The organism is Bacillus sp. FSL W8-0848 (assembly GCF_038007805.1).
Lineage (GTDB): Bacteria > Bacillota > Bacilli > Bacillales > Bacillaceae > Bacillus > Bacillus glycinifermentans.
In genome coordinates this window covers 2,646,758-2,659,299 of the sequence record NZ_JBBOYB010000001.1, presented here as the reverse complement: position 1 = coordinate 2,659,299, position 12,542 = coordinate 2,646,758, and the positions used below count along the sequence as shown (strand labels likewise).

12 protein-coding genes are annotated in these 12,542 nt (G+C 46.5%); 8 read left to right on the top strand and 4 right to left on the bottom strand.

All coding sequences use genetic code 11. The features are described 5' to 3' along the window. The 6 genes from NSQ39_RS13985 (at position 1) to NSQ39_RS13960 (ending at position 6,680) form a co-directional block, all read left to right on the top strand. A complete protein-coding gene (locus NSQ39_RS13985; RefSeq protein WP_046132167.1) occupies positions 1–1,308 on the top strand; it encodes an ABC transporter substrate-binding protein in 1,308 nt (435 codons plus the stop codon). Positions 1,309–1,338: 30 nt separating this feature from the next. Continuing rightward, a complete protein-coding gene (locus NSQ39_RS13980; protein ID WP_046132168.1) occupies positions 1,339–2,283 on the top strand; it encodes a carbohydrate ABC transporter permease in 945 nt (314 codons plus the stop codon). Next, positions 2,283–3,122, top strand: coding sequence for a carbohydrate ABC transporter permease (locus NSQ39_RS13975; RefSeq protein WP_046132169.1), 840 nt, complete (start codon positions 2,283–2,285; stop codon positions 3,120–3,122). The genes NSQ39_RS13980 and NSQ39_RS13975 overlap by 1 nt, the downstream gene beginning before the upstream one ends. 35 nt (positions 3,123–3,157) lie before the next feature. Next, positions 3,158–4,672: an arabinosylfuranosidase ArfA gene (gene arfA, locus NSQ39_RS13970; protein WP_175076779.1), complete on the top strand. Its 1,515-nt coding sequence runs from the start codon at positions 3,158–3,160 to the stop codon at positions 4,670–4,672. 81 nt (positions 4,673–4,753) lie between these two features. After that, positions 4,754–6,309, top strand: a protein-coding gene (locus tag NSQ39_RS13965) for an IS3 family transposase (protein ID WP_341014364.1) whose coding sequence is annotated in 2 segments (ribosomal slippage) — positions 4,754–5,411 and positions 5,411–6,309 — 1,557 coding nt in all. Because the reading frame shifts where the segments join, the coding sequence is not laid out codon by codon here. A gap of 98 nt (positions 6,310–6,407) precedes the next feature. Further along, positions 6,408–6,680, top strand: a complete 273-nt coding sequence (locus NSQ39_RS13960; RefSeq protein WP_046131918.1) for a hypothetical protein — start codon at positions 6,408–6,410, stop codon at positions 6,678–6,680. 101 nt (positions 6,681–6,781) lie between these two features. On the opposite strand, the gene NSQ39_RS13955 is transcribed toward NSQ39_RS13960, so the two are convergent. The 3 genes from NSQ39_RS13955 to NSQ39_RS13945 are packed head-to-tail and all read right to left on the bottom strand — an operon-like array spanning position 6,782 to position 9,303. Next, on the bottom strand, positions 6,782–8,233 hold the full coding sequence (locus NSQ39_RS13955; protein WP_175075738.1) for a PH domain-containing protein: 1,452 nt from the start codon (positions 8,231–8,233) through the stop codon (positions 6,782–6,784). Beyond that, positions 8,220–8,699, bottom strand: a complete 480-nt coding sequence (locus NSQ39_RS13950) for a PH domain-containing protein (RefSeq protein ID WP_175075737.1) — start codon at positions 8,697–8,699, stop codon at positions 8,220–8,222. The genes NSQ39_RS13955 and NSQ39_RS13950 overlap by 14 nt, the downstream gene beginning before the upstream one ends. Before the next feature lie 10 nt (positions 8,700–8,709). Then, the gene (locus tag NSQ39_RS13945; protein ID WP_175075736.1) at positions 8,710–9,303 is read right to left on the bottom strand and encodes a TetR/AcrR family transcriptional regulator; all 594 of its coding nucleotides are present in this window, start codon (positions 9,301–9,303) and stop codon (positions 8,710–8,712) included. A gap of 181 nt (positions 9,304–9,484) precedes the next feature. On the opposite strand from NSQ39_RS13945, the gene cstA reads away from it, so the two are divergent. Next, positions 9,485–11,281 carry a carbon starvation protein CstA gene (cstA, locus tag NSQ39_RS13940; RefSeq protein ID WP_175075735.1) on the top strand — a complete coding sequence of 599 codons (1,797 nt, stop codon included), beginning with the start codon at positions 9,485–9,487 and terminating at the stop codon, positions 11,279–11,281. Between the two features lie 34 nt (positions 11,282–11,315). Here cstA and sspI read toward each other — a convergent pair whose 3' ends face one another. Beyond that, positions 11,316–11,531 carry a small acid-soluble spore protein SspI gene (gene sspI / locus NSQ39_RS13935; protein ID WP_046131922.1) on the bottom strand — a complete coding sequence of 72 codons (216 nt, stop codon included), beginning with the start codon at positions 11,529–11,531 and terminating at the stop codon, positions 11,316–11,318. Between the two features lie 114 nt (positions 11,532–11,645). Between sspI and NSQ39_RS13930 the strand changes: the two genes are divergently transcribed. Continuing rightward, a complete protein-coding gene (locus tag NSQ39_RS13930; RefSeq protein ID WP_046131923.1) occupies positions 11,646–12,392 on the top strand; it encodes a TrmH family RNA methyltransferase in 747 nt (248 codons plus the stop codon). Positions 12,393–12,542: the final 150 nt, after the last annotated feature.

Genomic DNA, 12,542 nt, shown 5'->3' with positions numbered 1-12,542 from the left:
GTGAAAAGGTTCCTTTCATTTTTCCTTATGATCATCATGGCTTTTAGCTTGCTTTTGACAGGGTGCAGGGCGAGTCCCGCCGCCGGCAAAGATGACGATGCCACAGAGCTGACGTTTTGGACGTTCAACGGCCTTCATGAACAGTTTTATGCGGAAATGGTGAAAGAATGGAATAAAGCATATCCGGACCGTAAGATCAAATTAAATACCGTCGTTTATCCGTACGGACAGATGCACGACAATCTTTCGATATCGCTTTTGGCGGGAAAAGGGGTTCCGGATATTGCCGATGTTGAGCTCGCCCGCTTCTCCAATTTTTTGAAAGGCTCTGACATTCCTTTAACAGACCTGACCTCCCTTGTCGAAGATGAGCGCGACAAGTTTGTGGAAGCGCGGCTTACCCTGTACAGCAAAAACGGCAGACTGTACGGGCTTGACACCCACGTCGGAACGACGGTGATGTACTATAATATGGATATTTTACACAAAGCGGGAGTCGATCCGGATGATATTAAAACATGGGAAGATTACAGAAAAGCGGGCAAAAAGGTCGCAGAGGCTACAGGCAAGCCGATGACGACAATCGAAACGGCAGACCCGAATTCGTTTTTGCCGCTGATTTCCCAGCAGGGCTCAGGCTACTTTGATGAAAAGGGCCGTCTGACTTTAAATAATGAAACAAATGTCAAAACGCTCGGATTTTTGAAAACCTTGATCGAAAAGGACAAAATTGCGGTCACAGCGCCTGGAGGCTTTCACCACAGCGAAGAATATTACGGCTTCATGAATCAAGGCGGGGCAGCATCCGTTTTGATGCCGATCTGGTATATGGGAAGATTTTTGGATTATATGCCTGATTTAAAAGGGAAGATTGCGATCAGGCCGCTTCCGGCATGGAAAGAAGGCGGAGACCGATCGGCAGGGATGGGCGGCACAGCGACCGTTATTCCAAAACAAGCGAAGGAAGCCGGACTGGCCAAGGACTTTTTATCGTTTGCCAAAGTGTCAAAAGAAGGAAACATCAAGCTATGGACCGTCCTCGGGTTTGACCCGCTCAGATGGGATGTGTGGGATTCGGAAGAACTGAAGAAACCGAATCAATATACAGAATATTTTCAAAACGGCAGCGGGATTTTTTCGATGCTTCTCGAGGTGAAAGATGAGATCAATCCGCTTTATTTAACAGAGGATTATGCAAAAACATCCGATCTGGTCAACAAAAACGTTTTATACGAAGCTCTTAAAACGAAAAGCAAAACACCGAAGGAAGCCCTGGACAAAGCAGCCGCCGAGGTAAAGGGACAATAGTCTTTCATTACTGTAAAGCGAGGCGATAACTTGAAGACTGTCAAAACGGATACAGTGCATTCGTTTCCGCCGGTGAGCAGAAAAAGAAAGATAACCCGCCTATTATATTCAGCAAAAGCCGCACCTTACTTTTTTACAGCACCTTTCGTACTCTCATTTTGCATCTTTTTCCTTTATCCGCTTATCAGCGTCATCATCATGAGCTTTCAAAGCATTCTCCCGGGGGAGATCCGCTTCGTCGGGGCGGAAAACTATAAAGCTTTAAATAATCCCACTTTTTATACCGCATTATTCAATACAATCAAATACACTTTTTGGACATTGCTTATTTTAATACCGGTTCCTCTTATTCTTGCAGTCTTTTTGGATTCAAAGCTTGTAAAGTTTAAAAATGTGTTTAAATCGGCCCTTTTTATCCCTGCCTTGACATCCACGATCGTGGCGGGCATCATTTTCAGGCTGATTTTCGGCGAAATGGAAACATCGCTTGCAAACTCGATTTTGCTGAAGCTCGGAGCCGCGCCGCAAAACTGGCTGAACAATGAGCATACGGGAATGTTTTTAATGGTCATGCTCGCATCATGGCGGTGGATGGGCATTAATGTGCTGTATTTCTTGGCCGGCCTGCAAAATGTTCCGAAAGAATTGTACGAAGCGGCCGAAATTGACGGCGCCGGCACACTGAAGAAATTTTTCTATATTACGCTTCCGTTTTTAAAGCCCGTCACCGTCTACGTGCTGACGATCAGCATCATCGGCGGCTTTCGGATGTTTGAAGAAAGCTATGTGCTGTGGCAAAACAATTCCCCGGGCAATATCGGCCTGACAATGGTCGGATACATTTATCAGCAGGGGCTTGCCTACAACAATATGGGATACGGTTCCGCGCTCGGCATTGTGCTGCTCGTGATTATTTTCATCGCAAGCCTCATATCGCTAAAGCTGTCAGGCTCATTTAAAAAGGAGGGCTATTAATGCATGCCAGAGGCTCAAACATTGCGAAAACAGCGACGTTTTTCCTGTTTGCGATCTTAAGTTTTTTGTTTGTGTTTCCGCTGTTTTGTCTTGTGCTCGGCTCGCTGAAGCCGTCTTCAGAATTGCTGAGGTTCGGGCTTAATTTAAGGTTGAGCCCCGAATTGTTGAGCCTTGACAACTATGCCTATTTGTTTAACGGAGGAAGCATTTATTTTAAATGGTTCTCGAACAGCCTGATTCTTGTCGTCATATCGACCGTTTTAACGCTTTTGTTTTCATCGATGGTCGGTTACGGGCTTGCCGTTTATCAGTTTAAGGGGAAAAATCTCCTGTTTGTATTTGTGCTCTTGATCATGATGGTGCCGATTGAAGTTTTGATGCTGCCTTTATTTAAAATGACGGTCGCGCTGCATATCGTCGACACGTATGCCGGGGTGATCCTTCCGTTTATCGTATCGCCCGTCGCCGTCTTTTTCTTCCGGCAGTATGCGCTCGGCCTGCCGAAAGATTTGCTCGACTCGGCGAGAATGGACGGATGCACCGAATTCGGCATTTACTTCCGGATTATGGCCCCGCTCATGAAGCCGGCTTTCGGAGCGATGATCATCCTCCAGTCATTAAACAGCTGGAATAATTTTTTATGGCCGCTGATTGTGCTGCGGTCGAAGGAAATGTTTACGCTTCCGATCGGATTGTCGGCGTTGCTCAGTCCTTACGGCAACAACTACGACATGCTGATCTCAGGTTCAGTGCTGGCGATTCTGCCTGTCATTCTGATTTTCTTGTTCTTCCAAAAGTACTTTGTGTCAGGTTTGACAGCAGGCGGGATTAAAGGCTGATCATAAAATATTCTCTGGGAAGGAATGATTGTAAAATGACTGCAAAACAAGCGGAAATGACGATCGACAAGGGATATAAGGTTGCAGAGGTTGACAAGCGGATCTTCGGCTCGTTCGTCGAGCATCTCGGAAGAGCCGTCTATGAAGGCATTTATGAACCGGATCATCCGGAGGCGGATGAATCGGGCTTTCGAAAAGACGTCATCAAACTCGTCAAAGAGCTGAAGGTGCCGTTTATCAGATATCCCGGCGGCAACTTTGTATCGGGATATAACTGGGAGGACGGAGTCGGCCCTGTCGGAGAGCGGCCGACAAGGCTTGATCTGGCATGGGCGACGACTGAACCGAATTTGATCGGCACCAATGAATTCATGGACTGGGCGAAGCTTGTCGGCGCGGAAGTGAATATGGCCGTCAACCTTGGCACGAGAGGCATTGACGCAGCCCGCAATCTCGTCGAATACTGCAACCATCCGTCAGATTCATACTACAGCGATCTCAGAAAATCGCACGGCTATAAAGAGCCGCATAAGATCAAAACGTGGTGCCTCGGCAATGAGATGGACGGTCCATGGCAGATCGGCCATAAAACGGCCGCCGAGTACGGAAGGATCGCCGCTGAAGCTGCAAAGCTCATGAAATGGACCGACCCTTCCATCGAGCTTGTCGCCTGCGGAAGCTCAGGAAGCGGAATGCAGACGTTTATCGACTGGGAAACGACCGTGCTCGACCATACGTATGAACACGTCGAGTATATCTCGCTTCATTCGTATTACGGAAACCGCGACAACGACCTTCCGAACTATTTGGCGAGATCGCTTGATATGGACCACTTTATCAATACGGTGATCGCCGTCTGCGACTATATGAAAGCGAAAAAGCGCAGCAAAAAAACGATCCACCTTTCCTACGATGAATGGAACGTCTGGTATCATTCGAATGAAAAAGACAAACTGGTCGAGCGCTGGGAAAGAGCGCCTCACCTTCTTGAAGACATTTACAACTTCGAGGATGCCCTTCTTGTCGGCTGTATGCTGATCACGCTCTTGAAACATGCCGACCGCGTCAAAATCGCCTGTCTCGCACAGCTTGTCAACGTGATCGCGCCGATCATGACGGAAAAAGGCGGAGAAGCCTGGCGGCAGACGACATTCTATCCGTTCATGCACGCTTCTGTCTACGGACGGGGAACGGTATTGCAAACGGCCGTTTCATCGCCAAAGTATGACAGCAAAGACTTTACAGATGTTCCGTATTTAGAGTCTGTCGCCGTTTTCAATGAAGAAGCCGAAGAATTAACGGTATTCGCCGTCAACCGCGATACGAACGGCGGCCTGCAACTCGAAGCCGATATCAGAAGCTTTGACGGCTATGCCGTCTGCGAACACATCGTGCTTGAACACGAAGACAACAAAGCGACGAACGAAAAAGACCGAAACAACGTCGTTCCGCACAGCGGCGGAGACGCCAAAGTGTGCGACGGCAGGCTGACGGCGCGTCTCCCTAAGCTTTCCTGGAATGTGATCAGGCTAAAAAAACAATCAATGTAAAAAAACCGGCCATTGTGATATGCTCCCCTAAAGGTAGACAGATGAAATAAAAAAATCTGTTTGCCTTGGGGGATTTTTTTCATGGCTGGAAAATGGTTTTCAAAAGAAGAAAAATTGAATATTCTATCAGAATGTGATCAGGGCAATAATTCGGTGAAGGAGATCGCAGAAAAATATGGCATTCATGCCGAAACGATTCGTGAATGGAGAACATCGCATGATATGGCGGGTGTGGAGAGTTTGGAACGTTCAAAGCGCCATAAGTTCTATCCCGCAGAATTAAAATACAATGCCGTGAAAGACTTCTTATCCGGACGCTACTCTCAAAGAGAAATCTCGAGAAAATATAAGATTTCCAGTAAATCCGTACTCATGAAGTGGGTTGAGCTTTATAATGGTCATAAAACGTTAAAAGACAGCGGGAGAGGAAGGAATCGTTTGATGACCAAACGGAAGAACGTTTCATTGGAAGAACGGATTGAGATTGCGAAGGATTGTCTAGCTCATGGAAAGGACTACGCCAGATCAATGGAGATTCATCAAGTCTCCTACCAACAGGTGTATCAATGGGTGAAAAAGTATCAAGAAGGTGGAGAAGAAGCCTTAAAAGATACACGGGGAAAACGCAAAACCGAAGAAGAACTGACACCTGAAGAAAAAATTCAACGGGAAAACAAACGGCTGGAACAGGAAAATGAGCGTTTGCGCGCAGAGAATGCGTTCTTAAAAAAGTTGGAAGAGATCAAAAGGAGGCGGTTCTAAGTCAGGTTCGGTACGAAGATCGATATCTCGCCATTTTAGAGCTGAATCGAAAAGAAGGCTTTTCTGTCCAAATGTTATGTGAGATTGCCGAAGTTTCGCGCCAGGGGTATTACAAATGGAGGAGCCGAGTACCTTCAGCGAGAGAAAAACAGAATGAAAAGATTATCGCCAAAATGGCGCTACTTCACGAACAAATTGGCGGTATCTACGGATACCGCAGAATGACCTTAAACATGAACCGCCGCTTTAAAGAGCGCCTCAATCATAAGCGCATCTATCGGCTGATGAAAATTGCCAAGCTGGAGTGTGTCATTCGGCGGAAGAAAAAACGTTACGGCAAAGCGACGCCTCAACATGTGTCCGAAAATATCCTGAATCGAGAGTTTAAAGCGGACAAACCAAATCAAAAATGGGTGACTGATGTGACAGAGCTAAAATACGGCCATCGGAAAGCGTACCTCAGTGCCATTTTAGATCTTCATGAGGGAATGGTCGTGTCTTATGTGCTGGGGAAATCCAATAATAACGCCCTTGTGTTTAAAACCTTGAACCAAGCGCTTGAGGCAGCCCCAAACGCACGTCCTCTCCTTCACAGCGACAGAGGTTTTCAATACACGTCCCACCAGTTTAGAAGGATGATTGAAAACGCAAATATGACACAGAGTATGTCCCGCGTCGGCCGCTGTATTGATAACGGCCCCATTGAGTCGTTTTGGGGGAAATTAAAATGCGAGAAATACAGACGGAATTCGTACGAGACATTTGAGGCACTTCAAAGCGCAATTGATGAATATATCCACTTTTACAACCACGATCGTCTACAAGAAAAACTAAACGGCCTCAGCCCAGTGGAATACAGGGCTAAAGCCGTCTAGTGTGTTTTAGTTATTTCCACTGTCTACTTGACAGGGTGCAGATCATTGTGCCGGTTTTTTATGTGTGGGTAGAATAATTTAAAACAGGGGGGAGACATATGAAATTTTTTTCTGCTGCGTATTGGTGTTTGATGTACGGGTTTTTGGCATACCTTTGGCTTTTGTTTATATCGGAAATCATTGAGAGAACACAGTCTTTTAACAGCTCATTTTTAACGGGAGCCGTCATATTGACCGGCACCGTGTTGTTTTGGACGCTGGCTCATCATATCACCGCTTCGGCTGAAAACAAGCATGCCAATAGAATCGCAGGATCAGCATCATTTTGCCTTGTGATCCTCATTCATTTTTATGTCATTCCGCTTTGCTGAAACAAAAAAGGCGGGCATCCTGTGATTCCCGCCAATTATGCCTTGAAAAGGCAGCAGATGAAGCATGTGATCATTTTAATCTTATTATTCTGATTAGTCAACTAGGTTTTTGGTATTTTGATGGCATGTTGATAAATTTCTGTCGCACTCTCTATCGGAATATGGTTTAACGAAAACTTTACGTTTTCTTTTCCGGAAGCAACGGCTACCTTAATGGATGCCAAGTTCTTCCTCTCTTGCATAACTGTTTGGCCCAACACTGCCCACTGAATGCGGCCGTGTTTAATGATGGCCGTTCGCCGGGCAAAAGTTCCGTACTGCAAAGTTAAAAATCGGCTGCTTTGATTCCAGCGAGTCCTTCGATACCCCATCCATCCTGCCCATAATAATGCAAGCGGCAGAATGGCAGTCAGATAATGAAAGGGATGGGGAAGAAGCATCCATATCGGTATTGATAGAAGACAGCCTGCTGTAAATGGCAGAACCATATAATGAAGTCTGGCTTCTTTTGTCAGCATGCGCAAATTGCGGTTCCTCCGGTAACCGGTAAACGGTTCAAGCATGGAATGGGCTTTTTCTTTTTTAACAAAGGGAAGAATCGTAATCGTTTTTTGGCTTTGTTCATTTGGACTGTTACGTATAACGACAGCTTTAATTGAGACGAATCCCAAGAGGCGGTGAATCGGCGGCTCTATGATGAGAATCGCCTGTATCCGGTTTGGGTCAATCGTTCGCTTTTTCTTCTCAAACAGGCCTTGTTCGATTTCAAGTTCTCCTTTGGCATTCTTGCTTAATGTGAAATGATAGTCGGTTGCAAATGTCAGCAATAATGAAAGTGCAAATGATAAAACCACCAGCATGACCACCGTGATCATGATCCAGTTGGAACCGAACCAGCCGGATAGGCAGGTGAACAAAGTGTCCCGGTCAGTGTCTTTCGTTATATCCCGATATTTTAGCCATCCCAGTGATAAAAGCGTAAGCACAATCCCAAATTTAGGCGAGAGAAGGCTGTGCAATATGAGATCATTTTTATATAGTTGAAACATTGACTCTACAGAATGATTGATCAGCCTGCTGTTTGATTCTGCTTTTAAAACCGTTCGAATGCGCTGTTCTTCTTCTTTTGAAATGCAGCTGAGAATGATGCTGGATTCATCACCTCCGGCAAGTTCAATCGTTAACGTTCGTGTAGAGAATAAATGGTCATATACACGGACAGTAGAATCGACGGATTGAATGCGGTCCGGCTGCACCCATCTTTTCTTTGTCACAAACAAACCAGATTCAATATATATGGCTTTCTCGTGTATCTGGTAGGAAAATGCCCGCCATCTCAATACACCAATTATGAAAAACGCGATAATAAGCAAAGAACTTAAAGCAATAATGATGATGAAAGCGGGGATGTGGCTGCCCAGTTTATGAATAAATAGTACGAGCAGCGGAACCAGCCATATGAAGGACAACGATTCCTTGATCGCTATCATGACAAAATAAAGGATCGAAACAGGATGGAGACGATGTTTTATCAATGTTTCAGACTTGTTCATCGCTTAACCTCGCATAAGCTTCAATATCTTGCCGGAGAGATTCGGCGGTTCCTTCGGATAATCCCAGAATTTCATGGCTCCCGGCTGCTGTCGATAAAGTAATCGTATATAAATTGTACTTTTTTAAAATAGGGCCTTGTTTTGCTTCGACATGCTGGACTTTCCCCATGGGAATTAATACTTTCCGCTTAAAAAAGATCCCTTTATGGATTTGGATGCTTAATTCACTGATCCGATATCGCCATAAACGATACTTCCACCTTGGCAAAAGATAAAGTTCAAATGGTACAGAGGCAATAGCCAAACACGATGCTCCGGCCAATATCCATTTTGGCCAGCCGAATGTTAAAGTGCAGTATAGCAAGACAAGGATAACGCAGGTATACACGCATAACGTGATCACACCTTCAAGCTTCCTTGCGGCAACAATTTTTTTGTCTAATTTCTGCAATTCGCCAGTTCTCACGATAGTCCCCCTATTTAGTTGTTTTTCTCGTTGCATAATCGAACGTATCAACAATTTCAGAGATCGTGCTCTCCATGTCTGATATATCATGATTTGCGATTTTTGGTCCCAATGAATCGATTACGCTTCGCACGGTTCTGGCCATAATGAGCGGGGAAAACTCCCTGAAACTCCCTTCCATTTCCTGTCCCCACTTAAAAATATCAATCAGCGGTTCATATATTGATTCATCTTCACCCTTATAATACAGCTCACCGCTTTCTGTTCGTAGGTTGGAAACTACTTCAATGATTGCGGTAACGTATTTGGGGTGTTCAAACATAAATCTGAGATTTGATTCAATATAGGCACGGAGTGTAGCCGGTGCACTGTCTAAACCGTCCATGAACTTTTCCATATAAGGCGCTGCAAGTCCGTAGGAATGCTCCACAACAGCCTTCATTAGCTGCATTTTATTCGGAAAATGATACGTGACAACTCCTTTGCTAATTCCCCCCTTTTTTGCGATATTGCCGATAGAGGCATTTGCATAGCCTTCTTCCGCAAGCACTTGAATGGCGTCTTCAATAATTTGCAGTCTTCGCTTTTGTGTTTTTGTATTCATGGCTTCATTTTAGTACGATCGTGCTAAAGTGTCAATCTAAAAATGATTCTATATGAAACGGAATCTAAAAGCCGCTGAAATACAGAAACAAAAAGTAAGGAAAGGTTTTTTTGAAAATGATGATTGCGCTTACATAAAAGATAGGCTATGTTAAAAGGGAAACAAAGGGGGAGGGATTGGGATGAATGCAATTACGATTGTGATCGCTTCTATCTGCATATTGGCGATCGCCTACCGTTTGTACGGAACATTTATGATGGCGAAAGTGCTGAAGGTGAATGACGACAAACCGACTCCTGCCCATCTTCAAAAAGACGGCAAAGATTACGTGCCGACAAATAAATGGGTGTCGTTCGGCCATCATTTTGCGGCCATCGCGGCTGCGGGGCCGCTTGTCGGACCGATTTTGGCTGCGCAGTTCGGCTATTTGCCGGGCTTATTATGGCTGTTGATCGGAGCGGTTATCGGGGGAGCCGTTCATGACATCGTCGTTTTATTTGCGTCGATGCGGAGGAATGGAAAATCGCTTTCTGAAGTCGCCAAAGAAGAGCTCGGACCGGTTGCCGGATTTTGCACCGGGCTTGCAATGCTGTTTATTATTACGATCACAATGGCAGGGCTTTCGATGGTGGTGCTCCATGCGCTTGAACGCAATCCGTGGGGGACGTTTGCCGTGGCCATTACGATTCCGATTGCGATGGGAGTCGGTTTATTTTATAAAAAAACGGGCAACTTAAAGCTCGCATCAACCGGCGGGTTCATTTTGCTCATGGCCGGTGTGTTCATCGGTCCGTCTGTCGCGAATACGCCGCTCGGCGAAGCGCTGACGCTTGATGTGAAAACGCTCGCGATCGCGCTTCCGGTCTATGCGTTTTTTGCGGCGGCGCTCCCTGTCTGGCTGCTGCTTGCGCCGCGCGATTATTTGAGCAGTTTTATGAAGATCGGCGTGTTTATCGCGTTGATTGCGGGCGTTTTTGTCGTGAATCCGGCGATTCCGTTTCCGGCGTTTACCGAATTTACGAAAGGCGGCGGCCCGGTCTCGCCAGGCCCGGTTTGGCCGTTTATTTCGATCACGATCGCCTGCGGGGCGATTTCCGGATTCCACGCGTTTGTCGGTTCCGGAACGACGCCGAAAATGCTCGACAAATGGAGCGATATGAAATTCGTCGGCTTCGGCGCCATGCTGGTCGAGTGCCTTGTCGGGATTATGGCATTGATTGCGGCGACGGCCTTGCAGCCGGGCGATTATTTTGCGATCAACAGCGCCCCTGAAGTATTTCGGACGCTTGGCATGGACACCGTCCACTTGCCTGAGCTCAGCCGCGAAATCGGCCTTGATCTGGAGGGAAGGACGGGCGGAGCCGTGACGCTTGCCGTAGGCATGGCTTATATTTTTACGGATATTCCGTTTTTCAGCCACTTGGCCTCATATTTCTTCCAATTTGTCATCATGTTTGAAGCGGTCTTTATCTTAACGGCGATCGACGCCGGAACGAGGGTGGCCCGCTACTTGATTCAAGACTTTTTCGGCGAAGTGTACAAACCGCTCAAAAAAACGGATTGGCTTCCGGGGTCGGTCTTCGCAAGCGCGCTCGCCTGTTTAATGTGGGGCTACCTCTTGTATTCGGGCGATATCAGTTCCATTTGGGCGCTTTTTGGCGTCTCGAATCAGCTGATGGCATCCGTCGGCTTGATCATCGGGGCGACCGTTGTCTTAAAAATCGCCGACAAAAGGCGGTATATGCTGACATGCCTCATTCCGCTCGCTTATTTATATGCAACGGTCAATTATGCGGGATATTGGATGATCAGACACGTGTATTTTAATGCCGAAGCCGCCGGCTACAGCGTATTAAACGGCATTTTGTCGATCATCATGCTCATTCTGGGGCTGGTGATTATGGTGACGGCCATTAAGAAGTGGATGGTGCTTTGGCGTGATCCTGCGCTGAGAATGGAGCCGTCGATTCCAGGCTGAAAAAATAAACCGGGGGCTTTTGCAGCCTCCGGTTTTATTGCTTCGGTTTCAATCCTTGCTCCAGCGTCTCAAGCATTTCATTTTTGTCTGATTCTGAAGCGTTCTGCCAAATCACTTCAAACAAAACGCCCAGTCCAGGCAGCATTTTTTCTTCTCCGCTTTGGATTGCATCGACGATCGTGTGTTCAAGCTCCTCCTGAGTGTTTCCTGTTACATTGGCGATAACCGCGTGTCGCAGATTCAAATCCACTTTTTTCACTCCATTTCCTTATCTGATTTTCTATATTCTGTCTCGTTTCCGGGTTTATTATGTATCATTCATGAGATATAATGTGACTATTGCCAGACAAAGGAGTCAAACGATTTGAAACGAATTGAATCAGCCAAAAATCAAAAAGTGAAGGATTGGAAAAAACTTCATACGAAAAAAGAACGGATGAAAACCAATACATTTTTAATAGAAGGCGAACATCTTGTGGAGGAGGCGCTAAAAAGCCCCGGTATTGTAAAAGAAATCATGGTCAAGGATGAAGCGGACATCCCGTCTGGACTGGATGCGTCTGTTCCGTGCTATATCCTGAGCGATGACGCTTTTTCTCAAGTAACGGAAACGGAAACGCCGCAGGCAGTCGCGGCTGTATGCCGCATCCCTGAACAAGGGCCCATTCAATACGAAAAGCTGCTTCTGGCAGATGCCGTCCAGGACCCCGGCAATTTGGGAACGATCATTCGGACCGCTGATGCCGCAGGAATCGATGCCGTTGTCGTCGGACACGGGACGGTTGATCCGTACAACGCCAAAACGCTCAGGTCAGCCCAAGGCTCGCATTTCCATATCCCGATCGTAAAAGCGGAGCTTTCCGGGCTGATCGAAGAGCTTAAAGAAAAACGGATTCCGGTTTACGGCACCGCGCTGCAAAATGCCGTGCCATTCAAGGAAGCACCGCCGTCGAAGTCGTTTGCCCTTCTGATCGGAAATGAAGGAGCAGGCGTTGATCCCGATCTGCTCGGCCGGACGGACAGGAACCTGTACGTTCCCATTTACGGCAAAGCCGAGTCTTTGAATGTGGCCGCCGCTGCGGCGGTCCTGCTTTACCATCTGCGCGGATAACCGCTTGCACACGATGATGGAATTCACTATAATGAATGTAATATGTTGAAAAACAGTGACAGAGGACGGTTTTTTTAAGCGCCGCCATTCAGGGAGAAAATGCCCCGGACTGAAAGCATTTTTATGGCAGGCTAAAAAAACGTTTCACCT

What these genes read in the sequence shown, in the direction of transcription:
- arfA (WP_175076779.1), top strand. Translation starts at nt 3,158, where the DNA reads ATGACTGCAAAACAAGCGGAAATGACGATCGACAAGGGATATAAGGTT.
- NSQ39_RS13955 (WP_175075738.1), bottom strand. Translation starts at nt 8,233, where the DNA reads ATGAACAAGTCTGAAACATTGATAAAACATCGTCTCCATCCTGTTTCG.
- NSQ39_RS13960 (WP_046131918.1), top strand. Translation starts at nt 6,408, where the DNA reads ATGAAATTTTTTTCTGCTGCGTATTGGTGTTTGATGTACGGGTTTTTG.
- NSQ39_RS13975 (WP_046132169.1), top strand. Translation starts at nt 2,283, where the DNA reads ATGCATGCCAGAGGCTCAAACATTGCGAAAACAGCGACGTTTTTCCTG.
- NSQ39_RS13945 (WP_175075736.1), bottom strand. Translation starts at nt 9,303, where the DNA reads ATGAATACAAAAACACAAAAGCGAAGACTGCAAATTATTGAAGACGCC.
- cstA (WP_175075735.1), top strand. Translation starts at nt 9,485, where the DNA reads ATGAATGCAATTACGATTGTGATCGCTTCTATCTGCATATTGGCGATC.